At 69.0% G+C, this 23,578-nt stretch carries 23 protein-coding genes and 7 pseudogenes; 15 read left to right on the forward strand and 15 right to left on the reverse strand.

What is annotated here, in order from left to right; all coding sequences use genetic code 11:
* The first annotated feature begins 70 nt into the window (after positions 1 to 70).
* The 6 genes and pseudogenes from ACIF9R_RS36590 (at position 71) to ACIF9R_RS36615 (ending at position 4,444) form a co-directional block, all read left to right on the forward strand.
* On the forward strand, positions 71 to 208 hold the full coding sequence (locus ACIF9R_RS36590) for a hypothetical protein (protein ID WP_399987176.1): 138 nt from the start codon (positions 71 to 73) through the stop codon (positions 206 to 208).
* A gap of 74 nt (positions 209 to 282) precedes the next feature.
* Positions 283 to 1,092: pseudogene (locus ACIF9R_RS36595) on the forward strand (IS5 family transposase); the annotation flags it as partial.
* A 229-nt stretch (positions 1,093 to 1,321) separates the two neighbouring features.
* Positions 1,322 to 2,721, forward strand: a pseudogene (locus ACIF9R_RS36600) (Tn3 family transposase); the annotation flags it as partial.
* Between the two features lie 227 nt (positions 2,722 to 2,948).
* A pseudogene (locus ACIF9R_RS36605) lies at positions 2,949 to 3,281 on the forward strand (transposase); the annotation flags it as partial.
* Positions 3,282 to 3,316: 35 nt separating this feature from the next.
* Positions 3,317 to 3,985, forward strand: a complete 669-nt coding sequence (locus tag ACIF9R_RS36610; RefSeq protein ID WP_399987178.1) for a tyrosine-type recombinase/integrase — start codon at positions 3,317 to 3,319, stop codon at positions 3,983 to 3,985.
* A 90-nt stretch (positions 3,986 to 4,075) separates the two neighbouring features.
* Positions 4,076 to 4,444: a hypothetical protein gene (locus ACIF9R_RS36615; protein ID WP_399987180.1), complete on the forward strand. Its 369-nt coding sequence runs from the start codon at positions 4,076 to 4,078 to the stop codon at positions 4,442 to 4,444.
* Between the two features lie 165 nt (positions 4,445 to 4,609).
* Here the strand turns inward: ACIF9R_RS36615 and ACIF9R_RS36620 are convergent, their stop codons facing one another.
* Positions 4,610 to 5,359 carry an SDR family oxidoreductase gene (locus tag ACIF9R_RS36620; RefSeq protein ID WP_399987182.1) on the reverse strand — a complete coding sequence of 250 codons (750 nt, stop codon included), beginning with the start codon at positions 5,357 to 5,359 and terminating at the stop codon, positions 4,610 to 4,612.
* 160 nt (positions 5,360 to 5,519) lie between these two features.
* Positions 5,520 to 6,425: an AraC family transcriptional regulator N-terminal domain-containing protein gene (locus ACIF9R_RS36625; protein ID WP_399987184.1), complete on the reverse strand. Its 906-nt coding sequence runs from the start codon at positions 6,423 to 6,425 to the stop codon at positions 5,520 to 5,522.
* A gap of 149 nt (positions 6,426 to 6,574) precedes the next feature.
* On the opposite strand from ACIF9R_RS36625, the gene ACIF9R_RS36630 reads away from it, so the two are divergent.
* Positions 6,575 to 6,892 carry a putative quinol monooxygenase gene (locus ACIF9R_RS36630; RefSeq protein WP_225080608.1) on the forward strand — a complete coding sequence of 106 codons (318 nt, stop codon included), beginning with the start codon at positions 6,575 to 6,577 and terminating at the stop codon, positions 6,890 to 6,892.
* 103 nt (positions 6,893 to 6,995) lie between these two features.
* Positions 6,996 to 7,952: an alpha/beta hydrolase gene (locus tag ACIF9R_RS36635; protein WP_399987186.1), complete on the forward strand. Its 957-nt coding sequence runs from the start codon at positions 6,996 to 6,998 to the stop codon at positions 7,950 to 7,952.
* Here ACIF9R_RS36635 and ACIF9R_RS36640 read toward each other — a convergent pair.
* The 4 genes and pseudogenes from ACIF9R_RS36640 to ACIF9R_RS36655 all read right to left on the reverse strand — a co-directional run.
* A pseudogene (locus ACIF9R_RS36640) lies at positions 7,940 to 8,308 on the reverse strand (transposase); the annotation flags it as partial. The gene ACIF9R_RS36635 and the pseudogene ACIF9R_RS36640 sit on opposite strands and share 13 nt — an antisense overlap.
* Positions 8,309 to 8,469: 161 nt before the next feature.
* On the reverse strand, positions 8,470 to 8,955 hold the full coding sequence (locus tag ACIF9R_RS36645; RefSeq protein WP_399987188.1) for a hypothetical protein: 486 nt from the start codon (positions 8,953 to 8,955) through the stop codon (positions 8,470 to 8,472).
* Positions 8,956 to 8,997: 42 nt separating this feature from the next.
* Positions 8,998 to 9,683 (reverse strand): annotated as a pseudogene (locus ACIF9R_RS36650) (IS5 family transposase); the annotation flags it as partial.
* A gap of 111 nt (positions 9,684 to 9,794) precedes the next feature.
* Positions 9,795 to 9,986 (reverse strand): annotated as a pseudogene (locus tag ACIF9R_RS36655) (ATP-binding protein); the annotation flags it as partial.
* A gap of 483 nt (positions 9,987 to 10,469) precedes the next feature.
* Here ACIF9R_RS36655 and ACIF9R_RS36660 point away from each other — a divergent pair.
* Positions 10,470 to 11,363: a hypothetical protein gene (locus ACIF9R_RS36660; protein ID WP_399987190.1), complete on the forward strand. Its 894-nt coding sequence runs from the start codon at positions 10,470 to 10,472 to the stop codon at positions 11,361 to 11,363.
* 196 nt (positions 11,364 to 11,559) lie between these two features.
* On the opposite strand, the gene ACIF9R_RS36665 is transcribed toward ACIF9R_RS36660, so the two are convergent.
* A complete protein-coding gene (locus ACIF9R_RS36665) occupies positions 11,560 to 11,877 on the reverse strand; it encodes a type II toxin-antitoxin system PemK/MazF family toxin (RefSeq protein WP_399987192.1) in 318 nt (105 codons plus the stop codon).
* Positions 11,874 to 12,104, reverse strand: coding sequence for a hypothetical protein (locus ACIF9R_RS36670; protein WP_399987194.1), 231 nt, complete (start codon positions 12,102 to 12,104; stop codon positions 11,874 to 11,876). The genes ACIF9R_RS36665 and ACIF9R_RS36670 overlap by 4 nt, the downstream gene beginning before the upstream one ends.
* A gap of 519 nt (positions 12,105 to 12,623) precedes the next feature.
* Here ACIF9R_RS36670 and ACIF9R_RS36675 point away from each other — a divergent pair.
* From ACIF9R_RS36675 to ACIF9R_RS36685, 3 genes and pseudogenes are all read left to right on the forward strand, one after another.
* Positions 12,624 to 13,148 (forward strand): helix-turn-helix domain-containing protein, encoded by a 525-nt coding sequence (locus tag ACIF9R_RS36675; protein WP_399987196.1) that lies wholly within the window; start codon positions 12,624 to 12,626, stop codon positions 13,146 to 13,148.
* Between the two features lie 161 nt (positions 13,149 to 13,309).
* The gene (locus ACIF9R_RS36680) at positions 13,310 to 13,714 is read left to right on the forward strand and encodes a hypothetical protein (protein ID WP_399987198.1); all 405 of its coding nucleotides are present in this window, start codon (positions 13,310 to 13,312) and stop codon (positions 13,712 to 13,714) included.
* 76 nt (positions 13,715 to 13,790) lie between these two features.
* A pseudogene (locus ACIF9R_RS36685) lies at positions 13,791 to 14,387 on the forward strand (alpha/beta hydrolase); the annotation flags it as partial.
* Between the two features lie 174 nt (positions 14,388 to 14,561).
* Here ACIF9R_RS36685 and ACIF9R_RS36690 read toward each other — a convergent pair.
* Entirely contained in the window at positions 14,562 to 15,431 is an 870-nt protein-coding gene (locus ACIF9R_RS36690) for a hypothetical protein (protein WP_399987200.1), read from the reverse strand.
* Positions 15,432 to 15,816: 385 nt separating this feature from the next.
* On the opposite strand from ACIF9R_RS36690, the gene ACIF9R_RS36695 reads away from it, so the two are divergent.
* Positions 15,817 to 16,503 (forward strand): hypothetical protein, encoded by a 687-nt coding sequence (locus ACIF9R_RS36695; RefSeq protein ID WP_399987202.1) that lies wholly within the window; start codon positions 15,817 to 15,819, stop codon positions 16,501 to 16,503.
* Between the two features lie 250 nt (positions 16,504 to 16,753).
* Here the strand turns inward: ACIF9R_RS36695 and ACIF9R_RS36700 are convergent, their stop codons facing one another.
* The 3 genes from ACIF9R_RS36700 to ACIF9R_RS36710 form a co-directional block, all read right to left on the reverse strand.
* Positions 16,754 to 17,710: a DUF4184 family protein gene (locus ACIF9R_RS36700; RefSeq protein WP_399987204.1), complete on the reverse strand. Its 957-nt coding sequence runs from the start codon at positions 17,708 to 17,710 to the stop codon at positions 16,754 to 16,756.
* Between the two features lie 279 nt (positions 17,711 to 17,989).
* Positions 17,990 to 18,877: a hypothetical protein gene (locus ACIF9R_RS36705; RefSeq protein WP_399987206.1), complete on the reverse strand. Its 888-nt coding sequence runs from the start codon at positions 18,875 to 18,877 to the stop codon at positions 17,990 to 17,992.
* Positions 18,874 to 19,209, reverse strand: coding sequence for a PadR family transcriptional regulator (locus ACIF9R_RS36710; RefSeq protein WP_399987208.1), 336 nt, complete (start codon positions 19,207 to 19,209; stop codon positions 18,874 to 18,876). Before ACIF9R_RS36710 ends, ACIF9R_RS36705 begins: the two co-directional genes overlap by 4 nt.
* Before the next feature lie 189 nt (positions 19,210 to 19,398).
* Here ACIF9R_RS36710 and ACIF9R_RS36715 point away from each other — a divergent pair, with 189 nt between their 5' ends.
* Complete coding sequence (locus ACIF9R_RS36715; protein WP_399987209.1) at positions 19,399 to 19,929, forward strand: hypothetical protein; 531 nt, start codon at positions 19,399 to 19,401, stop codon at positions 19,927 to 19,929.
* Positions 19,930 to 19,932: 3 nt separating this feature from the next.
* Here ACIF9R_RS36715 and ACIF9R_RS36720 read toward each other — a convergent pair whose 3' ends face one another.
* Genes ACIF9R_RS36720 through ACIF9R_RS36730 form a run of 3 tightly spaced genes read right to left on the reverse strand, consistent with a single transcriptional unit; the run spans position 19,933 to position 22,847 of the window.
* Positions 19,933 to 21,399 (reverse strand): hypothetical protein, encoded by a 1,467-nt coding sequence (locus tag ACIF9R_RS36720; protein WP_399987211.1) that lies wholly within the window; start codon positions 21,397 to 21,399, stop codon positions 19,933 to 19,935.
* Positions 21,400 to 21,402: 3 nt separating this feature from the next.
* Positions 21,403 to 21,732, reverse strand: coding sequence for a helix-turn-helix domain-containing protein (locus ACIF9R_RS36725; RefSeq protein WP_399987213.1), 330 nt, complete (start codon positions 21,730 to 21,732; stop codon positions 21,403 to 21,405).
* Complete coding sequence (locus tag ACIF9R_RS36730) at positions 21,729 to 22,847, reverse strand: tyrosine-type recombinase/integrase (RefSeq protein WP_399987215.1); 1,119 nt, start codon at positions 22,845 to 22,847, stop codon at positions 21,729 to 21,731. Before ACIF9R_RS36730 ends, ACIF9R_RS36725 begins: the two co-directional genes overlap by 4 nt.
* Positions 22,848 to 23,188: 341 nt before the next feature.
* Between ACIF9R_RS36730 and ACIF9R_RS36735 the strand changes: the two genes are divergently transcribed.
* On the forward strand, positions 23,189 to 23,440 hold the full coding sequence (locus ACIF9R_RS36735; RefSeq protein WP_399987217.1) for a DUF4158 domain-containing protein: 252 nt from the start codon (positions 23,189 to 23,191) through the stop codon (positions 23,438 to 23,440).
* Positions 23,441 to 23,578: the final 138 nt, after the last annotated feature.

Raw genomic sequence — 23,578 nt, forward strand, 5'->3', positions numbered from 1 at the left:
CGAGGGGTCCGGGACTGGGGAAACGGGCTGTCTGACGACGCGAAAGCTACCCGCCGGTACCTTGCGGCTGGTGTCTGAGCTAGGACACCGGGGCCGGATCCTCCTGCCGCACCAGAAGAAGAAGCCCGACGACCCCTACATCCGCACGGTCATGGCGCAGATGGGCGCGATCGAGTCCACCCTGCATCTCCTCGCCAACCTGGAGTGAACCCCCTGGAAAGGCGACGGGCCGCGACCGCCCGCAGTTGGCTCCTTCTTCAGGTCGCGGCCCGGCACCCCGTCATGCCGCTGCTCCGCTACCGCTACCCCTCCGACACCAGCGACCTCGAATGGGCGCTCCTGGAACGGCTCCTGCCCACTCCTGCCTGCCAGACCCCGAAAGGCGGGGCCCCGGAGAAGTGGCCCCGCCGCCGCATCGTCGATGCCATCCGCTACATCACCGACAACGGGGCGAAGTGGCGGGCGCTGCCCGCCGACTTCGGCATTCCATGGCGCACGGTGTTCGGGTATTTCGCCCGCTGGGCGAAGGCCGGCGTCCTCCAGCACATCCTCGACCAGCTCCGCCGGCGGTTGCGGCTGAACCGTCGACGATGTCCCTGGCCGGTCCGGGTGATCGTTGACTCGCAGTCCGTCAAGGGCGCGGAGACCGTGTCGAAAGCGACGCGCGGCTACGACGCCAACAAGCATATAAATGGGCGGAAACGCCACCTCCTGGTTGATCAGGACGGCCTGCTCGTCGACCTGCTCGTCACGCCCGCCGACGTCCAGGACCGGGACGCGGCACGCGTCCTGCTGACCCGCCTCCACGCCGAGCACCCCGAAATCGTCCTGGTCTGGGCAGACAACGGCTACGGCGGAGACGAGTTCAGCACCTGGGCACAGAGCACCCTCGGCATCACCATCAAGGTCGTCTCCCGGCCCAAAGACGCCAAGGGCTTCGTCTTGCTGCCCAAGCGCTGGGTGGTCGAACGGTCGAATTCGTGGACGATGCGAGCCCGCCGCAACGCGCGGGACTACGAACGCCTCATGTCCCACGCCGAAGCCCACATCCAGTGGGCCTTCATCACCCTCATGACCCGCCGCCTCACCCGACGAAACCGCCGGACCGACGCGGTCCCAACCCACCTCGCCGCAGCCGCCTGACGATCCCATCAGCTGCCGTTCGGTTCGGCGTCCATCGACGCTCACCCGAACGGCTAACCCGATCACCACCCAGCTCCCGGACACCGTGACCTGCGGAAAGAGGATGTGACACAGGCACTAAGAACTAAGAAGCGCTTCCTCCCGGGCGTGAACGCCCAGGGTTCCGCGCTAGATCATGCTGAAGATGCTGCCGAGGGTGGAGCGGGCCGGCGCGAAGCTGGCCGCCGCGTTCCAGGTCGTGTTCGACACCACGAGCGAGCAGGTCGACACCGACAGCGGGGAGATCACCCCGCCGAAGGTGGAGACCCTGGAGGCCATGTGGGCGGAGATCGAGCAGGTCGTGCCGCGTGAGGAGCTGGCCGCCGCGCTCGTCGCGCTGTTCGAGCTGACTCCGCCGCTCGACTCCGACGCGGACGAGGCATGGCGGAGCCGGCTCCTGACCCGGTTCGGCACCGTACGGCCGTTCCTGGGGCTCCTGGTCACGGTGGTCGACTTCGGGGCGACTCCGGAGGGGCTGCCGGTCCTGAGGGCGCTGAAGACCCTGCCGGACCTGATGGGCAGGAAGAGGGTCGGCCCTGCCGAGATCGACACCGGCCTGCTCACCGGGTCCTGGCGGCGCCTCGTGCTGTCGGCGCTGCACCTGGAGCCGGGCACGGTGGACTGGAAGGCGTATGCGTTCTGCGGGCTGGAGCAGCTGCACCGGATGCTGCGCCGACGGGAAGTGTTCGCGAAGAACTCCTCCAAGTGGGGCGACCCGCGAGCGAAGCTGCTGGACGGAGCGGCGTGAGCAGGCCAGGCCCACTGTGCTGGCCTCGCTCAACCTGCCTGCAGAGGCGGGCGAGCACCTTGCGGCGCGGGCCGCACTGCTGGATGGCACCTACCGTGAGGTCGCCGGGCGGGTGCCGGCGAACTCCCAGATCGTGTTCGACGACGACGGACGGCTGCACTTCGCCGCCTTGGAGCCGGAGCCCGAACCGGCGTCCCTGCGTGACCTGCGGGAAGCGGTGGAGGCGATGCTGCCCCGGGTCGACCTGCCCGAGGTACTGCTGGAGGTGTTCTCGTGGACCGGCGCCGACCAGGCGTTCACGTCCGTTACCGGCGGCGAGGCGAGGCTGAAGGACCTGAACGTGACGATCGCCGCGCTGCTGGTGGCGCACGCGTGCAACGTCGGCTACACCCCGGTCATCGGCTCCGCGGACGCGCTGAAGTACGGGCGCCTGTCCCACGTCGACCAGACCTACCTCCGGCTGGCGACGTACCGGGCCGCGAACGCCACGCTGATCGACTACCAGGCGGCCATCCCGCTCCGCGCAGGCGTGGGGCGGCGGCCTGGTCGCCTCGGTGGACGGCATGCGGTTCGTCGTTCCGGTGCTGAGCGTGTACGCGCGGCCGAACCCGAAGTACTTCGGGCGCCGGGGCGGCGCCACCTGGCTGAACATGATCAACGACCAGGCGGCGGGGCTCGGCGGGAAGGTGGTGGCCGGCACCCCGCGCGACTCGTTGTACGTGCTGGACGTCCTCTACGACCGCGACGGCGGCAAGCGCCCGGAGACGATCGTCACCGACACCGCCTCCTATTTAGTTACCTGGACACCTCAGCCTCCGTTGGGAGTTGGGGGCGGCCGTCGAGGCCGTCGGGTGCGATGGCTACGGGGGTGTCCGCGCGAGTTCAGCAGCAGTGTCTGGAAGACGGCTCGACGGTCGTCGAGCTGCTCGACGAGGACGGGGTACCAATCGAGGTCGTTGCGGGGTTCTTGCGGTTCCTCAAGGCCCGGGACTGTTCGCCGAACACGCTCGTCTCGTACGCCTACGACCTCCGGCACCTGTGGCGGTTCTTCGAGAGCCGCGGCCTGAGCTGGGAGGGGTTCGGTCCGCCGGACGCGATCGCGCTGCTGGAGTACCTGCGGTCGGTGCCCTCCCGTCGTCCGCGCCGCCGGATGACGCTGTCGGTGGTGACGATGGACGCCGACGGCCCGGCGACCAAGCTCGCGGCGAGCACGGTGAACCGGATCCTGGCCGCGGTGTCCTCGTTCTACGAGTACGCGATCCTGGCCGGGCTGCTGGAGCGGGCCAACCCGATCGAGAAGCGCCGGACCCCGCGTTGCAGCGTGTCTCCGACAGGCATCGTCCGTTCATAGGGCGGGCCAGCCGGCAGCGTCCCGTCCGCCGGGCCGTGCGCGTCAAGACCGTTCAGCGGGTTCCCCGTCCGCTGGACGACGAGCAGATCCAGTTGCTGCTCGCGCAGCTCCGGGGGCTGCGCGACCGGGCGATCGTGCTGCTGATGCTCCACGGCGGACTGCGGCCCGGCGAGGTCCTCGGCCTGCACCTTGATGATCTGGCCTACGGACGGCGGCGCGTGGTGGTCCGGCATCGTGACGACCATCCCAAGGGCGCCCGGTCGAAGTCCCGCCAGGAGCGGGTCGTGGACCTGCACGAGGCGGACACCCTGGCCACGGTCAGCGCCTACGTGATGAACGAGCGGCCGCAGGACGCCGACAGCCGGCTGGTGTTCCTGATCGGCGGCCGCGGCACCCGTCGGCTGGAGCCGCTCGGCTACGACGGGCTGGTGCGGATGTTCTCCCGGGCCAGCGCCCGGGCCAGCGCCCGGGCCAGCATCCGGGCCAGCATCCGTGAACCCTGGGTGACCCCGCACGCCTTGCGCCACACTCACGCGACCCGCATGTGGGAGGGAGGGATGCGGGAGCTGACGCTGCAGAAGCGACTCGGTCACGCCTCGCCAGAGTCGACTCGTCTTTACACCCGGGTCTCCGACCCTGCCGTCGTCGCCGACTACCGCCAGGCCCTGGACGCCCTGGGCAAGCCGCGCAAGGCCACCTCATGAGGGGCGGCCCGACCTCCACAGCAGCCATGGCCGCCAGCCCGGACCCGGTTCCGCCGGCAGCGCCCACGCCACTGCCCCGACCATGAGTACGTGAGGTTCGTCCGCGGCCAGGACAGCTTCAACCACCACTACCTCAACGCCAAACTGCGCTATTACCGGGCCTTCCGCGAACGATGGCCGGACCTTGCGAATTGGTTCGCCGAGCCGCTGGCCGAGCGGGTGGGGCGACTGCCCGGCGAGTCCTTCCACCGCCCATCGTTCCCCGCCTCGCACAAGGCCCGGCCCTACCTGACCTACCTCGGCCTGCGCGGATACGCGATGTTCGACTACCGATGGATGTTCGCCGTCGGCCAGCTGCGCGGGCCTCGGCGGCGTCCTCGTGCAGGGGGAGGCTTCGCGGATCCGCTCGGCGGCCCGGCGTGCCCGGTACGCCTTCTGTCGGCAGGCGGCCGGTCGTAGACGGCGTCCCGGCGGTGACCGTGGCCCAGGGCGAACCGGTCCGGCTTCTCGTCGTTGGTCCGTTTCCCGTTCATCGGGGTGAGCGCCCGATGGCGAGCCGACCCGGTGCGTGGGCGCGGGGCTGGCTCCTGGTATCAGTGCGGCGTGACCTTGCCTGCCGGCTGATCACTTCGCCTGGGAGAGCGAGACCGCGTCGGGGCCGGCGGGGAATCGTAGCTGGCCGGTCGTGTCGTGCACGGCTCGCCACACTGTCTCGGCGACGTCGCTCTCCTTGGTGAACAGGTCCTGGCCCGTGAAGTCGCCCATGGCCTTCTTCGCCCATGGTGCGTAGGGCACCGGGACCAGCTCGTCCAGCGAGGCGCCCTTCATCGCGTTGGCCGCGAAGTTCGTCGTCAGGCAGGCGCCCGGCTCGACCGTCTTCGCCCGCACACCGAACGGCGCGAGCTCGAGCGCGAGGGATGCGGTGAACCCCTCGATGGCCATCTTGCTCGCCTTGTAGACGGCCGAGAGCGGCATGTGCCCCAGCACCACGCTCGAGGTCACGTTGACCACCACGCCGGAGCCACGCTCGCGGAACTGGGGCAGCACCGCCTGCGTCATCGCCATCACACCGAACGTGTTGGTCTCGAAGACCTCCCGCACTCGGGCCATGGGGGTGCCCTCGAACACGCTGATCGAGGGCACGCCCGCGTTGTTGACCAGGACATCGATGGGGCCCTCGGCCTCGAACGCGGCGGTGATGCTCTCGGGCCTGGTCACGTCGAGCTCGATGACGCGGAGCCGGTCCGACTCAGGAAGGACGCCTGGACGCGGCGTCCGCATCGTGGCGATGACGTTCCACCCCTGCGAGTGGAAGTAGAGAGCGGTCTCCCGCCCGTACCCGGATGAGGTACCAGTGATCAGAACTGTCTTCATGTTGTGCCCCTTTGCGATGTGGGTGGGATCCATACGGGCGGGCAGGCATTTTCCTGCTCCACGGGAGAACCGGTGATCCCATTGAATCGTTCTGACCTGCGGAGATAGTAGAACTATCCTCGCTGCTCCTTGCACGATCCTCCAGTAAAGCCCACCCAGCTCAGGGCAGGAGACCTGCCGGCGCACGCACGGCCTGACGCAGGCGGGCGGCGTCCCGGCTGGGGGGCGCGCCGAACTGGCGGCGGTACTCCCGGCTGAACTGCGACGGGTTGTCGTAGCCGACGCGGTGGCCGACTCCGGTGACGTCTCCGGGGTGGGTGGCGAGCAGCAGCCGGGCCTCCTGGAGCCGGATCTGCTTCTGGAACTGGATGGGGCTCATCGCGGTCACCGCTTGGAAGTTGCGGTAGAAGGCGGAGACGCCCATGCCGGACTGCCGCGCCACGTCCTCGACCCGGAAGGGCTGCGCGTAGTGCTCGCGGATCCAGCGCACGGCCCGCGAGATGTGGCTGAGGCTGCTGTCGGCCAGGCCGAGCTGGCGAACCGTCGCACCCTGCTCGCCGGTGATCAGACGCCACAGGATCTCGCGCTTGACCAGCGGGGCCAGTACAGCCCGGTCGCGGGGCTCGTCGAGCAGGCGCAGCAGCCGGACCACCGCGTCCAGCAGCGCGGCCGGAGCGTCACTGACGGCGATCCCCGACGGCGCGCCCCCGCTGCTCCGGGGGGCGTCTCCGGGCCCGGCCTCAAGCAGCAGCTCGGCAACGGCGGACGGTTCCAGGACGAGACCGAACCCCAGCGCAGGCTGCTTGGGGTCGGCCTGGGTGAACTGCCCTGTGACAGGCAGATCGACGGATGCGACCAGGTACTGCCCGGGCCCGTACTCGAACACCCTCTCACCCAGGGCGAGGCGTTTGGCGCCCTGCGCGATGACCGCCAGGAGCGTGCCGGACATCGAAGGCGCCGGCGGATCAGGGCGGTCGACCTTCGAGATGAGGACGCCGTCGACGGCGGTGGTCCAGTCGGGCCGCGCATGGCGGGCCAGCAGGGTGCGGAGTTCTTCGAGGTACATACGTCCATTGCAGCACCATTCCGCGCCGCGGTTCCCATAGTCGCGAGGATCGTGCAAGTAGGAACGAGTATCGGTCTAACGTTTCCGCAGGTCAACCCGCTTGAATGGAATCACCGCACTCCATCACTGAAGAGGAAGAGAAGGAATCCATGATTGCCAACTACGGCTTCAGCGCCACCCTGACCGCCAGGCCCGGTATGGGCGACCAGCTCGTCGACCTGCTGCTGACCGGACTGAACGAGGGCAGCCCCGGCGCGAGCGAATACTGCCTCGTCTACCTCGTCTCCCGCTCCGCGTCCGACCCCGACGTCGTCCACGTCGCCGAAGGCTGGACCAGCGAGGAGGACCACCACCGCGTCTTCGCCGGCAAGACCGCCCAGGCCATCGTGGCGCAGATCGACCCGCTGCTCGCCAAGGACTCCGAGTACACCGACTACGTTCCGGTCCGCGGCAAATCCGCCCTCTGACCCGCCGAACACCCCACACCCCAGCCTCTGCCGCTTCGGTGCCCACCGAGGTGGCCCCGTCCTCGCCCGACCGTCCCGCCACCACCCACGAGAGGCAACGACCATGACCACAGCACGCCCCTCCCTCGACCCCGAACTGCATGAACTCCTGGCCGACATGCCGCTGATGTCCCAGCTCAGCCCGGAAGTGCTGGCGCAGGTACGCCCCTTCTCCTCGATGCCCGTCGAACCCCTCCTCGAAGGTCGCGCTATCGACCGGCGCGAGGTCACCGTTGCGAGTCCGGACGGCACCCCGATCCCCTTGTCCGTCTTCAGCCCCGCGAACAGCGATCGCACCGCTGCCGCACCCTGCGTCTACTGGATGCACGGCGGCGGGATGGTCATGGGCGACCGCTTCTCACAGATCGACATCCCGCTGGAGTGGCTCGACGAGTTCGGCGCCGTCGTGGTCTCCGTCGACTACCGGCTCGCGCCCGAGTCCACCGGCACCATCCCGGTCGACGACTGCTACCAGGGACTGCTCTGGATCGCCGACCACGCCGCCGAACTGGGCATCGACCCCGCCCGGATCATCGTCGCAGGCGCCAGCGCGGGCGGCGGCCTCGCCGCCGGCGTCACCCTGCTGGCCCGCGACCTCGGCACCCCGACGATCGCCGCCCAAGTCCTGATCGGCCCCATGCTCGACCACCGCAACACCACCACCTCCAGCCTCCAGTACTCGAACGGGCCCGGCGTCTGGACCCGCGAGATGAACGGATTCGGATGGCGCTGCCTCCTCGGCGACCTCACCGACGACGAGGTACCCGCATACGTCTCACCGGCCCTGGCCGACGACCTCGCGGGCCTGCCGACCACCTACATCGACACCGGCTCCGCCGAAGTCTTCCGCGACGAGGACACCGACTACGCCACCCGCATCTGGGCGGCCGGCGGCCAGGCCGAACTCCACGTCTGGGCAGGCGGCTTCCACGGATTCGACGCCCTGTACCCGCAGGCACACATCTCGGCCACAGCCCGCCGAACCCGCACCGACTGGCTCGCCCGGCTCCTGCCCACGTAGACGAGGTAGACGGCGACCTGGGAGTTCTCGATCCGCCCGGCCGTTCCGGTGTACTGGCGCTGGACCCCGACCGTGTGGGTGCCCTTCTTCACGTCGCCGGTCTCGTCGACCACCAGCACCGCGGCATCGTCATAGAGGTGCTCGACGACGTATTCGCGCACGTCATCGCGGACGGCGTCAGCGTCCCAGACGGCCCGGCACAGCAGATGCTGCATGCCGTGCGGGCTGGCCTCCCCGGCCCACTCCGCGATCGTCCAGCAGTTCTTGCGCGGCAGGTCCGACAGCAGGCCCAGCACCAACCGACCGGCCCGCAGCCGTGGTTCGACCCGGGTAAACCGGCCCGCGATCCGCCCCATGGCCACCTCGAACGCCTCCCGCCAACGGACGGGATCTATGCTGTGACCTGCGGCCACCGTCTCATCGTTACTCCACACAAGTCACGATGATCAACGGTGGCCGCACCCGTCTCCGCACCGGCCCCGACCAGCAAGATCACGATCTACAGCTGGAGTACTAGCTAGGCTCTGTCTCCTTGACTATCTGCCGGCCTGGGCGCTTGCGGATGGTCCATGGTGGTGCCGTCAGGATTCCGCCCGAAGGCGGCCTCTAGAACAGCGGGGAGGTCTGCCTCGGGGACCGTGGCACGCACCTCCGCCAGGACATGAGGGAAGGTGTCATCGTCTATGGCGCCCATGTGCTCCTGACGGAGTTGGTAAATGATCTCAACGAGATCGGGCCTCAGCCGCATCCAGGCACGGGAGGTGCGGATCTCTTCGTCGACCTGGTGCATGAACCAGCGCATGACCTCGTAGGGAACTTCCACGTGTGGCTCATGCGGGTTGAAGCACACCGTCGGCTCCCGGGCCGGATCCTCGTCGGGGACGATTGCGGTCACGAGATTCCGTTGCCCGGCCACAAGGTCCAGTTCCAAGTACCAGGCGTCATCGGGCACGGAGTACATCGCGGTGATCGTGTAGTCGCCGTCGGGATGTCGGAAAGCCATTGCCGCATGCTGTCACGCTGGGCTGAGGGTGTGCCTCTCCAATTACGCGACCCGTTCCCGGGCCCATATGAGGATGGCGGCGAGGTGGAGTGCTGCCTGGTAGACGATGGCGAGCTTGTCGGTTCGCATGGCCAGGCCCCGCCACTGCTTGAGCCGGTTGATGCATCGCTCGACCGTATTGCGCTGCTTGTATGCCTCGGCGTCGAATCCGGGCGGGCGGCCACCGGTGCGCCCTCGGCGCAGACGGTGACCGACCTGGTCGGAGGGCTGGGGGATGACAGCTCGGATCCCGCGGCGGCGGAGATGCTTCCGGATCGCGCGGGACGAATACGCGCGGTCTGCCAGGACGGCCTCCGGCCGAGTCCTCGGTCTCCCGGGACCACTACGCGGAACACGGATGCCTGCCATGACGGCCTCGAAGGTCGGCGCGTCACCCGCCTGACCTCTGGTGACGCGGAGGGACAGCGGCCGTGCACGGCTGTCGCTGGCGAGGTGGACTTTCGTGCTCAGGCCGCCGCGGGAGCGACCGAGCGCATGGTCGTCAGGTTCAGCCCGATCCTGCGCCCCTTTTTTCTGGCGCCGGCGGCGTGCTGGTGGGCGCGGCAGACGGTGGAGTCCACCGACACGGCCCAGCCGATGTCGTCAGCGTCGTCGGCTGCTGCCAGGAGCGCAGCCAGGATCCGTTCCCAGGTGCCGTCCACGGCCCACCTGATCAGCCGTTTGTGAGCGTGTCAACGGCCATTCAGTTCTCCCCGGAGGCGGCCAGTAGTTCTCCCCACTGGCGGCCAGTGAATCTTCCCCAACCGCGGCCAGATATCTCCCCGCTGTAGGTGGGTGGGTCAGCGCAAGGGGATCACCCCCTGACCGCTGGTGGCCTGGTTGAGCCGGAACGAGTCACCCTGAGTGACCACGACGTGAGCGTGGTGGAGGAGCCGGTCGACGGTGGCGGTGGCCAGGGTCTTGGGCATGATCTCGTCGAATCCGGACGGGTGGAGGTTGCTTGAGACGGCCAGCGCCCGTCGTTCGCGGGCGACGGTCTCGCCTCCAGGGCCCTGCTCTGGGGGGTAGCGGCTTTCGCCGTCGGTGCGCCCATGGGGTTCCTGGGGAGTCTGGCGAGAACGCCCGGCATCGGCGGTCTCGGGTTCCGCCTGCTTGTGCCGGTGATCGCCTTCACCGAGGCCTCCCTGGTACTGGCGGTGAAGGGGGACGACTCACAAGGCCAGGTCGTCGAAATGGTGTGGGTTTCGGTTCGTGCGCTCTCTGCCGTGGCCGTCGTGCTTCTCGTGGGTCACACAGTGTGGAGCCGGCGGCACGGCCGGGGCACGCGGCAACCTGTCCCAGCGAGGCGGCGTGCTGTGAGCAACGAGTTCAAGTGACGTTGCCGATTCGGTCCGACACGGTGGTCACCGCCCAGGTACCCCCCGATGGAGGGCTCCGCATGGGCCGGCTCGTACGCACCCTGCCGCGCACCGACCCCGCCGCCTGGTGAAGGATTGTGGCAAGGGGGGTGCGCCATGGTGAAGATCCGTCAGTCCAATACCGCCGAATGGGTGTCGGTCACGGTTCTCCTGTCCGAAGCGGCAGTCGGTCTGGTGGTGCTCCAGTTCCTTGCGCTGTCGCGGGAGGCGCCTGACGCAGTCGGCGGCGGCGCTGCCTTCGGTGCCCTCGTCCTTCTCCCCTTCCTGGCCCTCCTCGCCGGTGCCGGGTGCTACCTGCTCTCGGCCTTCGTCGTCCTACCGACCATCGCCTTGGCGAAGTGGCTGGGCCGCCGGGCAACCGGACGGGCCGACGTCTGGTGGTGGGTGCCGACAACCGCCCTCGTTGTGGCGGGGCTTGCCGGAGTGGCGTCCGCCGCCGCCGGCGCCGGCGTTCAGGCATCCCTCTGGTCCTGGCTGATCGCGGCTGCCTCGATCACGACAGCCGCCCTGCCGACGCGAATCGCTCTGCGAGACTCCCGGCGGCTGCGGGGCGGACATCTGATCGGCCTGGCCGTCGGCGGCGGCGCCGCAGCCGTCGTGCTGACGATCGCCGCCGGGGCCACGGTGTACGGGACGGGCCTGGCGACCCCGTACACGCCGCCGCGCCTGACCACAACCACACTGACCGGAACGTGGTCCGACGGCCACGGCGGAACGCTCACCCTCGCTCCGCGCGGCATCGCGATGGTCTCGGCCCTCGACGAGCACGACATCTCCGGTACCGACTCGGGGGACTGCAGCGGGCGCGGTACCTGGGAGTTCGACCACGGCAACAGTGCTCGGAGTCAGGAGATCACGCTGCAGGTACCGGGATGCGACGACGTTGACGCCTGGTGGTACGTGCTGGGCACGGCAGAGCGCCCCAAGCTCTACGCGTATCTGGGCGACCCGGACTCCGGGGATCTGTACGTCCTCCGTAAGCAAGGATGACGCGGAACCGCTCCGGCAGGCACACGACGACGCACCCCTCTGCTTGTGGAACTCGACGGCACGGCCGCCGACGTCGAGGAGCAGGCGCCCGAGCCCGGGCATCAGCCGCATGCAGTCGACGGGTCCGGCCTGCCTCGGTCCCGACAGGACAACGCCCCCGACCGGGGCGCGGCGGGGGCGTAAGGACGACGAGGCCCTACAGGTCAAGGACCGCACGAACCGCACGGTCGACTCGCTCCATGTCCGCGGGCGAGAGGTTTCCCTCGAGCTTGCCCTGCTCGAAGCGCACAGGCCGGAACGCCGCGATGTCAGGAGCCATGACGACACCGCGCACCGGCTGTTCGATGGGAACGGTGACCAGGGTGTCCCGAGCGTCCTCGGCCTCCTGGATCACGGCACAGAGGATGCCGCCCGGGTGCAGCCGGATCACGGCGTTGTTCTCGATGACCACGACGGTCCGCTCACGACCCACGGTGGGGATCCGCCACACCGCTCCCCGCTGGATCCGGTTCACGCAGCGGCCTCGATGTCTGCTTCGGCGGCTTCGAGCACGTCGTCGACAGCATCCCGGGCGCGCAGCCGCGCGTACTCCAGCATCCCGTCGTTCAGCAACTTCTCCTCGAGGGCCTGCTCGACGTAGGCCGAGAAGTTGGAGCCGCCGGCCTCCTTGGCGCGCTGCTCGAGTTCCGGGGGCAACGTGATGCTGACTTTGCTCCTTGCGGACATCTTCGGTGTGGTCATGCCATCCATCCTACCACTGGGGTGACGTGGGTATAAGGTGTGATCGCCAACACCGAAAGTGGCGGCAGAAACGCAGATGGGGCGCCGACCTGGCCCGGTCGACGCCCCTTTTTCTACCCAACAACCCAAAGGGGGTAGGAACTGCTTGGCATCGAGCATACAGGCTGCTCGGCGCGGACCACTCGTTCCGTGCCACCTGTGATGTCCGCGATGCGCGGTTCCTGCTCTCTGCATGACGGAGAGAGGTCCCTTGAACACTACCCACACCCGCGGCCGGGTCAACGCACGCGCCGCCCTCCACCCCCTCGAACATCTGATCTTGACCCAGTTCGGGGACCTTGCCGGGCCGGACGGTGTCACCGGACCGTCAGTCCGCCGACTCGCCGAGATGGCGAACGTTGCCGACGCGACCGTGCGGAGGGCGCTCCAGCGACCGGTGGAGCTTCTACTGATTGCACGAACCGCCACCCACACCGGCCTGAACGCGCCGCTGGCACACCGCCTGATCGGGGGCCGGGCGTGACCATCAAGCACATCGCGATGGTGGTCGAGGCCGAAGGTCTCGACGGACCCGAGAAGCTGCTGCTGCTCGCCTACTGCAACCGAACGGACGATCACGGGTACTGCTGGCCGGGGCAGCAGCGTCTCGCGGACGACTGCGGCACGTCCCTGGCCACGGTCAAACGCACCAAGAAGAGACTGATCGAGAAGAAGCTGATCGCCTCGATGCGCCGGGTGGACCCGCGGACGGGTGAGCCGATCTCCAACCTGACGCGGGTCAACCTCGAACTCCTGGCCGCGATGAGGCGCAAGCCCGTCGACTACGACGACAACGTGGTTGAAAAGCTCACGTTCGCCGACGACGTGCCCCTGCCGACCAAGAAGGGGAAGGCGCCGAAGAGGACCACGCAGGGCGCCCACCAGGTGATGGCTCAAGATGAGCCCGACCCTGTGGATAACCACGAAACCACCTCTGACCTGCTGATGGCTCAAGATGAGCCCGACCTTCGGCTCAAGATGAGCCCGACCATGGGCTCAAGTTGAACCCGGGGTCGGGTCAGATTGAGCCACTAACCGTCAGTGATCCCTCAGAGAACCCTCATGGAACCGTCCGTCCCTCCGTAGGTTCCACGAAGAGCGCCTCGACGGAGGGAGGGAGGGACGGGAAGAAGTCCCTCCGGCGTCAGATTCCGCGAACCGAAGGGGTGCGGTTCCTGCAGGAGCTCGGCAGCAAGCACCCACGGCTGATGATCACCGGCAAGCCGCTGCGGGATCAGGGTCTGGTCGTCGACGAGCTGTTCTCCCTCGGTTGGAAGGACGAGGTTCTGTGGGAGCTGCTGACACGTCCGCTCCCTGAGCCGCTGCGCAAGAGCGTGAGCGCGATCATCGCGAAGCGTCTGCGGGATGCCCTGGAGTCGCCGCTGCCCGGTCCGCGCCGGACACCGGAGAGCGAGACGACGCCGACGCCGCGGCGGCACACTGCGGGAGCACACGCTGTGATCCGGCGCAGGTATGAGTGCGAGGGCCAGGACGGCATGTGCGGGCTGCCTGTCGACGTGCAGGGCGACCTCTGCACGACCTGCTCACGGGTTCCAGAACCGGCGTGGTGACAGCGCCTGAGCGTACGGCCCGTGCTGGAGCGCCGTTAACGAGCGGCGAACCAGGTGACAAGTAACCAGTCGGTATCTCGGGCTGCGCAAGACGTACCCCCGGCTGGTGGCCCGGGCCCGGCACGCTGCGGCGGACGGCTTCGCCACGGCTGCCATCGAGCTCCCCGGAAGCGGCGACCGGCCCCGCCTGCCCGCCGCCGAGCAGGCCCGCGCCGACCTGCGCCGGGTCATGGAGGCCGGCGAGCCGGTCGGCGACGAGATCATCGACGCCCTCATCCTCCCGCTCGTCGACACGTCGGTCCCGGAATGGCAGGCGGCCCTGGACGCCCTCCTGTCGCTGCCCGAGATCGGCGGCCCGGTCGGGTACTCGGGGGGAGTGATCTCCATCGGGACCCGGCTGGCGGTGGTCGAGCCGCGCATCTCGGCCGCTGTTCTGTTCGCCGGGAGTTTCGTCCCCCGGACCATGTTCGAGGAGGCCCGCCGGGTCACCATTCCGCTGCACGTCCTGCTGCAGTGGGACGACGAAGGGAACGACCGGCAGGCGGCCCTGGACCTGTTCGACGCCTTCGGCTCCAAGGAGAAGACCCTGCACGCCAACATGGGCGGGCACACCGGCGTCCCGCAGTCCGCGGGCGACGAAGCGGGCCGCTTCCTCGCCCGGCACCTGAAGTGACGCCGGGCCGTCGAGCCACCAGCGGACGGTGAGCCGTGTGGGCCGGGATGCTGCCCGTCCAGGGACAGGTCCCGGCCCTGCTCGGTGCTCTGCAGTGCGGGCCCCTGCCTGACTCTCGGCAGGGGCCCGCACTGCCCGAAGCCATGAACTACTCGATGTCTGCGGAGCTGTTGTTCAGTCGTTCTGAGGGGTTGGGTCCTCGGTGGCGCAGAACTGTTCGAGCAGGAGGGGGGTGCCGAGGGCGGTCGAGGTGAGTTTGCGGTGTGCTGATTCCAGGGTGCGGACGGCTGCCGGGAGTCCGGCGGGGGGTGCGGGGCGGCCGTCGCGGGGGCGGCCGGGGGCGGTGGTGACCCACAGGTGTTCGACGTTGCCGCCTTTGAGGGTTCTGAGGTGGCCGGCGGTCAGTGCTCTGTGGGTGTCCTTCCAGTGGGCGAGGGCGTGTCGGGAGACGGTGTCGAGGGGGTACCACTCGGTGCCGACGCGTGCGCGGGGCAGGGGGCGGTCGAGGTCGAGGTCGGGCAGGCGCATCGGGTGCAGGGCGCTCATTCCGTGTCCGGTGCAGATGGCGAGGGCGATGAGGGCGACGGAGCGTCGCCAGGTGGCTTCGAGCATGCCGGCGGGGTGGTGGCCGGAGAGCAGGCGCAGGGTGCGGTGGGCTTCGGTGGGGGTGAGGCGGTTGGCGAACTGTGCGGGTGGGGGCTGCAGTTCGAGGGGGCGGCCGCAGTGGCGGGAGAAGGTGTTGAGCGCGCTGGTGCGGGCGGCCATGGAGTTGACCGAGGCCCGGGTGGTGGGGCCTTCCAGGCCGGGCCGGCGGCGGGTGAGGCCGCGCTGGGCGTCGGCGAGCCAGGCGAGTGCGTTGTCCTCGTCGAGAAGGTCCTCGGTGGTCACGTCGGTCACGGCTGTGCCGTTCCGGCCGGCGACCCAGGCGGTGTACTCGGTGAGGAAGGCGCGGCGCTGGCGTCGGGTGGACTCGGCGCGCAGTGTTTCCAGGAAGGCGGTGACGGTGGTGACAGCCGCTAGGGGAAGGAGGGGCGGCTTCGGCAATGTCTTCTCCTTCGGCGGTTCTTCGTGCGCCATCAGCCAGGGTAGGGCATAACAGCAAGTAGCAAGAGTGCCTGGGAGATCCCGTACTCCAGCTGCCCTTCGTTTCGGCTCGTGTCGAACCGAGTCGTACGTATCGGTCCGGTACGGACAATGCGGGCCTCCCGGCTCCGGTTCACATGGGTATGTACCGTGACCGACCTTGCTCCAGGAGGTTTCGCTTTTTGCTGTTATGGAGTCGAGTAGGGGCGGGTCAGTCGTCGCCCTGGTCGAGCAAGAGCCGCTCGACGGGCTCCAGGTCCGCAGTGCGACGAGCGCGACGAAGAGTCAGGAACGGCGGATCTGCTGCCACCTGTACGCTTCCGCCTTTCGCTGTTCTACTTGCGGAATGCGCTGGGGGGACAACGGCAGTTCATGGTGTGTCGCCGGCATCGTGTTCGGGTTGGTGCTCGTGGGTCTGGGAGCCTGGCGCATCGGGCCGGCGTACCACCGCGAGCACCAGCAACGGGTCGTGTCGGCGTGTATCGACGAGCGTGGTGTCGAGCAGTGCCTGCCTGTGCGGACCGCCGCCATCACGAAGGTGGGCAGGCAAGAGGGACCGTTCGCGTACAAGCTGAACGTGTATCTCGACGGAGCCTCGGAACCGGCGTTCGAGATCTCGCCGGACTGGAGTGAGCGGCACAGCTCGGAAGTGGTCGTCGCCGACTCGCAGGGCGAGGTGTGGGCCTGGCAGGAAAGCGTGCACCATCGGTGGGAAGAACTGTACGAACCATGGCCGCTCTGGACACTCATCCATCTCGGACTGACCCTGGTCGGCGGCTGGTTCGTACTGCACTTCGGGAGCGATCTGCTGATCGAGGTGTCCAGTCGGTACACCGAACTGGCCGAGCGGTTGGTCGCCGCGTACAGCGGGATGAGCTTTGCCGGGATGGTGATCCTCGTCGGGTTCACCCTCTCCTGGATCTTCGGGCTGGCGTCCGTCGTCGCCGTGGCGGGAGCCGTCGGTGTCAACGGTGCGGACCACTGGCGCCACTGGCAAAGCGCCTGGCGCCGTGCCCGCCGTGTACCGCGTTGACCGTACCTGCACCTGCACCTGCACCTGCACACGCGTCCGTGCAGGACGGCAGCCAACTTCTGCCCGGCGCGGCCGCGGCGGGCAGGCTCGTCCTCGTCCCCGCCGGCCGCCACCCCGGCCGCGCGTGGAAGCAGGGCCCGGCACTCGCCGTCGTGCCCTCGCCCCGCACCGAGCGCCCGGTCCGCATCGGGTACGCAAGGACGTCGACCGCACGCCAGGAGCCGGCGAGTCCCTTCAGGGAGGGGAGGACTCAATTCCCGCCCTGAGTCGGTTGCGGCGAGGGGGCGGGGCTGGACGCCGTGGCCCGCCGGCGCGAGACAGCGCCGATCTGCCAGGTGGCGGAGTACAGCAGCAGTGCGATCGCGAACGAAGCGCCCGCTCTCTTGGCGGCCCCGGTCAGCACGCCTTCGGCGAGGGTCCCCCACGGAGCTTGGACCCTCTTGGAGGGATAGGTGGTCTCACTCACGCCGCCGCCGAGGTCGACGGTGGTCGGTCGGCTGTAATCCACCTCGGTCACATAGCGGTAGGCGTCGAAGTCGTCACGGGTGTTGACGGAGCCGCCCAGCACGGGTACCGCGACCAGCAGAGCCACCACGCTCCACCGCATGACGGTACCCAGGCGGGCAACGGTGTCGGTGCCGCCGTGGGTGCGCGGACGGTCCCGGCGCCGCCAGAGATGCCGGCCGACGGCCGCCAGGCCGAAGGCGGTGCTCGTGTACTGCAGCAGCCGGGCGGCCGTCAGACCTCCCAGGACCGGGGCGCGCAGCGGCTGCACATGGGTGACCAGGAACCCGTCGCCGTGGGTGAAGGAGTCCCACGCGAGGTGGGAGGCGATACCGATCAGGGCGGAGAGCAGCAGCCACATGGTGGAGCGGACCTTGGCCGGCAGCCCGGTCGTCCGTTCGGGTTCCGGGAGACGGAGGCCGGACGGGAGCAGTGCTGTGATCGGCGCGCGCAGCATCCGGTAGGCGGCGACCAGGCCGAGGGCGAAGGGCAGGCTGACCACCAGGCCCCCACTGAACGAGTGGGTCTCCGTGGCGTTGAGGAGCGGCCCGTACCAGTCCTGGGAACTGGTCGCGGACACTCCGAGAGCGGCCAGGAAGTACGGGACGTCGGGCGCCATGGCACCCGCGACCAGAGACGCCGGAACGAAGGGGCGACGCATCAGGGGCAGCACTGCTGCGGGGTGGGACAAGGTGAACGGCAACTCGATGATCTTCTCTGCTCGGAAAGGACCGGGGCGGGGGTGTACGTCGCGCTGCGGGCGCCCTTTCGCCGGGCACCCGGGATCGCACAGCGGGCCCAGGCAGCACTCCCCGATAGAACACCGGAGAGAGTATTCATCTCAACGGACTATCGCAAGGTGCAAGGTGCACGGGGCGCGGGGCGCGGTGTGCTGTCGGCGTGGAAGCCGTCAGGCAGGACACACGGTTGCCACGGCACAGCCGGCCGTCCTTCGGCGGGCGGCCGGAAGGCAGCGGCGGGGTCAGCGCCGGCGGCGCACCACCTGGAAGAACGCGGTGAGCGCGGCCACGACCGACAGCAGGAGAACGGCGCCGAGGACGGGCCGGAGATCGCCCCAGGCGGTCGCATAGGAGTGGGCGACCAGCGGCGGAGAGGCCACGGCCATCGCGCCCATCTCACGCAGACCCGAGGAACGTGCGCGGAGGGCGAGGAAGGCCCCCGTGAAGGCGAGGACCAGCATCGGCCAGGCACCGTAGTCCGTGGTCACACCGAAGGCCCCTGTGTAGGCCCCTGCGTTCACGACGACGACGGGAAACCACCCCATGGCAGCCATGGCTCCGGCCGCCGCCGACAGTCGCCTGTCACCGCGTCGATCCGGAGGACAGGCGAGGACGACGGAGACGGTCAGCAACGCCACGACCGGAGCGGTGGCCCCGTCCTCGTACACGCGTGCGCCGGCGGCCCACTGCACGGCCGTCCCCAGCAGCCCGCACGCGGTCACCCCCACACCCAGCCCCCACCGGCCGGTCAAGGCGATGACCGCGCCGACGCACACCAGCAGTGAGAGCAGCAGGTACAGGCTCCACGCCCCGTCCATGGAGGAGAGCTGCACCCATGCCGGGGCCGGCGAGAGAACAAGCCCGGCGTACCAGCGTGTCAGGCGCAGCCCGCCGGCCACCGCACCAGCCGCCAGTGCGAACGGGGCAGCCAGGGCGAAGAAACGTCCCGCAGGCGACGCCGAGTCGAGCCCCAGCCGAACCCGCAGGGCATGGGCGGCCAGGTCGGCGTCCGCACGCAGCCGGGCCGGCCACGGCAGGTCCGCCGTCATCTCCCGGTGCACGTCGATGATTTCCCGCCCGTGAGCAGCCCGGTAGTCAGCCGGATACAGACGGACGAGGGGATCGCTCACGCCGGCGTCGCCGCACCGTCGGCCAGACGCCGCCTGACTTCCCGGGCGGTCGCGGCCAGCCGCTCCGCCTCGGCCTCCAGCCGCTCCCGCCCGGCGGGAGCGAGAGCGAAGACACGACGAGCCCGGCCGCTCACCACGTCCTCACGCTCCACCTGGATCAAACCCTCCGACAGCAGCCGGTCCAGCGCCCCGTACAGCGCCCCGGTACGCGGCGCCACTCGGCCGTCGGTGATGGTCTTGACCTCCTGGGCGATGGCATACCCGTGCCGAGGGGCGTTCGCCAGCGCCGTCAGCAGCAGCAGGCCCAGCTCCTGCATTCCTCGTTCGCTCATACCGACAGAGTATTCCGCCCGGCGGACCTTCGGCGGGCAGCACCGGGCGTCTCGGCCCTCGGGACTGGTGGGCTCGCATGTTGGGGTGTCGCGTATTCAGGCTGGGATGCAGGGCTCCATCACTCTGCGTCGACCACTCATGCGGGGTCCCACGGTCCGCGTTGAAGGCGACGGTGGCATGATCCGGCCATGGATCAGCTTTCGTACTCGGCTGCATGGCTGTCACGGTGGCGTGATGAGATCACGGATGCGGTGAGCTCCATGGTCCTGACGTTCGAGGAGACGAACGGCTACGAGCCGGGCACGAATGAAGTCCGGATCGCCAGCGAAGAGGCTCTTCGGGCTGTCCATGACGGTGGCCGGGAGCTTCAGGGGTTCGGGGATCTGCTGACGTTCTACGAGTCGATCGGGGAGGTCGTGCTGCCAGACGTGGGCAACGGCTTCTTCGTCCACTCGGCGTGCGACGTCCTGCACCGGGTCGAGGAGGAAGGGCCGGTCTCCCTCTCGGAAGCGGACGACCCTCATGGGATGGTGATCGCTTCGAATGGTGGGGGCATCCTCTATGTCGCAAACCGGGGTAGCGCGATCCACCGGTCTCGGACCGCGTCCCTGGACGGTGCGGAGTTCGACAAGGTCGCCGACAATCTGCCGCAGTTCCTTGATCACGTCCGCCGCTGCGTCGTCCGTTTCGTGGAAACGGGCGAGACCGGAGATCTGTAGCGATCACCGGCTGTGGTCGCCGGGGGCGTATCGGCTCCAGGTTCCGCCGGCTTCGGTGACCAGGCGGGTGGCTGTCTTGTCGTGGTAGCCGAGTGCCTTTGCGATGACGGGGGCCGGGGCCTGGAGGACGAGCTGGCGGATCACGGAGGTCCTGCCGCGCTGTGGCGGGACACCGATCTCCCGTAGGTGGGCCTGGAGGCTGGCCGAGTTCATCGGCTGCCCCGGTTGGCGGCCGGGGAAGAGCCATCGGGAGCTTCTGGAGCTGGCGTAGGGCAGGTCCTGGCGGGAGCGAACGTAGGCCCGCATCAGGTCGGCCACGGGCTCCGGGAGCGGAGACGGTGGATGTCCCAGGCTGACGGTGATGGTGGTGCCGTCGTCGGTGACGTCGTCGATGGTGAGGCGAACGATGCGGCTGACGGGCTGGGCATAGAGGAGAACGAACGCGGCAACGACCCGGCTTCGCAGCGGCAGGGAGTCGTCGTTGAGGGTCCGCCGGAGCATGGCGAGTCGGCGGTGCTGGTGCAGCGGCGCCTGGTCCTGGGCGATGACCTGGGGTGGAAGGGTGAGGCGGGGCATCCGGCCGGTCCTCATGCACCAGCGCAGGAACGTCTGAGCCGGGCGCCGGGTGGCCGGTTTCTCGGTGTGCCAGGCGTCGAGGTCGGCCTGCTGGCAGTGTTCGACGGTGCGGCCTCGGTCGGCGAGCCAGGTGAGGAAGGCGCTGGCCTGGGTGGCCTCCTGCTTGGCCTGGTGGGTCTGGGAGCGTCCCAGCGGCCCCTTCTCCGCCGCGGCCCGCAGGCGGCGCATCTGGTGCCAGGTGGCGAAGTGCTGGAGAAGCCGGTGGTGCTCGGGGTCCTCGATGGTGGCGAGCCGGTCGGTAAGCCAGCGCTGATAGAGCAGGATTTGACGGTCGACGCGTGGGAGGACATCGCTGTCCATGAGCAGGTCGCGCAGGTGGTGAACGGTCCGCCAGGGTGCTTCCTGGTGCAGCCCTTCGTGGGTGAGCGGGATGGTGCCGACGGCCAGGCCGCGTAGCAGTCGGACGACGTTGGGGTTGCGGAGCCAGATCAGGCGACTTTTGGGCCGATCCGTCTCCAGCAGGGCGGCCATCAGTGGGTGCAGTGGAGGGGCGACACGACCGGTGCCGTCGTCAAGGAAGCGGGCGAGGGTGTCGGCGAGGGTGCAGCGCTCGCAGAAGCGCCCACCGAGCAAAAGCCCTTCGAAGCCGCAGCGGTCGCAGAAAAAGTCCCGGGTGATGCCGGCGCAATCACGGCAGATCGGCGTGCCCGCAGTGTCCAGTCCGGGCAGCAGCCGGTCGGCTCCGCAGCCGGGGCAGCAGCCGCGGACGCGCATCGCGCGGTCGTAGCAGGTCCGGCAGATCGGGCCGTCCGGCCACTCCGCCGACTTCGCCGCCCGCCGGCCGCAGCGTGCGCAGTTGCGGACGTGCCACCGCTCGTACTCCTCCGGTGTCATCGCTCACGCCTCGGGTGTCAGCCGGACCCGTGTGGGTCGGCGGGCGGCGAGGTTGATCGGCGCCTCCTCGCCGGCCGCGCGGCGGGCCGGAAGGTTCTGGGCCGAGGTGGGGATCAGGTCGGCGGGTGTGCAGTCGAGGATGTCGCAGAGGGTGGCCAGCACCGGCAGGGAGAGCCGTTCCGGGGTGCCGGAGACCAGGCGGTGGACCTGGGAGGCGGACAGCGTGATGCCCCGCTCGGCCAGGTGCGGCATGAGCTCGGCGACGGTGAACATGCTGCGGGCGGCCATCAGCTCGCGCAGGCGCCACCGATAGCTGATCTGGCGGGGCATCATGAGATCCTTCCCGGCCGCAGGGCAGCCTCAATGGTGGCGTCCAGGACGCGACGAAGGGAGCGGGTGCGGAAGTCGGAGGAGACGCAGGTGTAGATCGCGGTGGTGGAGGCGTGGTCGTGGCCGACCTGCTGCTGGACAAACAGCGGGTCGTGGCCGTCCTCGATCAGGTGGGTGATGTAGGACCTGCGCAGTGAGTGGAACTCCAGCGCGGCATCCAGGCCGAGGGCGTCGCGGTAGGCGGCGAAGCGGGAATCCAAGCGCTGCAGCCCGACCCGCGGGCCGCGCTCGGACGGCCAGAGGGCAGGGCCGGTCGCATGCCGCATCCCGGGCCGCACCTCGCTGATCCACTCCTCGACGGTGCCGGGCGTCCAGGTCCAGACGGTCAGCACGCTGCGTCTTTTGGGCGGCGAGCCCTTCTTGGCCTTGCCGTGGCGGACCAGCAAAGTGCCGTACTCGCCGAACTCCCGCCCCTGCGGGTTGCGGCCGAAGTCGGTGAGGTCGAGCATCCGGGTCTCGTTGCGGCGCAGGCCGTAGGCGTACGCGACCTTGAACAAGGCGGCATCCCGGAAGGCCGGCAGCCAGCCCTTGCGACCCCGGCCGCGAACGCGCAGGACCTCCTCGTCCGCGTGGTCGAAGAACGCCTCCAGCTCGGGACGGGTGAAGGCCCGGCGTTCCGGCTCGCCCTCGGCCTCGTCCGCGTGCACGGCCGCGTTCCAGTCGTAGACCACCTGCACCGGGTGGGTACCAAAGTGCCGCAGGCACTCGTCGCTCCAGCCGTAGGCAGGGTTGGTCACAAAGTCGCAGAACTGGCGTACGGAGCCCTGGTAGTTGCGCAGAGTGGAGCGGACACAGCCATGCACGGCCCGCAGATCGGCCGACCACTCGTCGATGTGCTGCGGCGTCCACTGCCACGGCATCGCATCCGCATGCCGGGTGAATGAGCGGACCGTGCGCTCCTGGTCATCAACGTACCCCGGCGACAGGTTCCGGGCGAGCTGCTGGTTGCGCCAGCCCTTCAGCATTGCCTCGAAGATCTGCTCGTCCGGCCGCAGCAGCGGCAGACCGCCCACCAGGTGCAACCCAGCAGACCCCGGCGCGAGTCCGTCCCTACCCATCCACGATCACTCTCCGTCTATCGCATCTGACGCGAGAATTTCGCATCAGATACGACCCGGGGGCGTCTTCGCAGTTCAATCGCCCGATGGAGTGAGGTCCACGCACGAGCCCAGCCTCGGCGGCTACCGTGGCTCCGTACGATGCAGGGCTCAACTGTGCTGATGGGAAGGCTCATTCTCAGCCTCGCCCCGGCATCCAGGACAGGTGTCGCCTATTCGCATCCGATGCAATTAGCGTCGGTAGGAGTATCCGAACGAAAGTTAGCGGTAGCGGAGCGATCTTGATTCCGGTTCGGTGACGTGCCCGTTTTGCCTGGTCAGCGGGCTCTACTTTCCTGGTCATGCCTGTTGAGTACCTGTCTGCTGAGCAAGAGGGCCGCTATGGGCGGTTCGCCACGGAGCTGTCGCCCGGGGAGCTGGAACAGTTCTTCCGCCTGGACACCAGGGCCCTGGGGCTGGCGCGGGCGAAGCGCCGTTCGGCTACGAGGTTGGGGTGGGCGGTGCAGTGGGGCACGGTGCGGATGCTCGGCACTTTCCTGACCGAGGACCCCACGGCGGTACCGGCCTCCGTGGTGCGGTTCGTCGCCGAGTAGCTCGGTCTCGACGACGAGCATTTCGCCGAGTACGGGACGCGCGCTCAGCCCGGATCCACCGGCTGATGTTTCGGAGGTCCGATTTCTCGCCGGGGGCTGATGGTGGTGTGGGGCACGGGTTCGAGGGCGTGCAGCGCC

Origin of the sequence: Streptomyces sp. NPDC086080 (genome assembly GCF_044540255.1) — a bacterium.
In the GTDB taxonomy this organism is placed as follows: Bacteria; Actinomycetota; Actinomycetes; order Streptomycetales; family Streptomycetaceae; genus Streptomyces.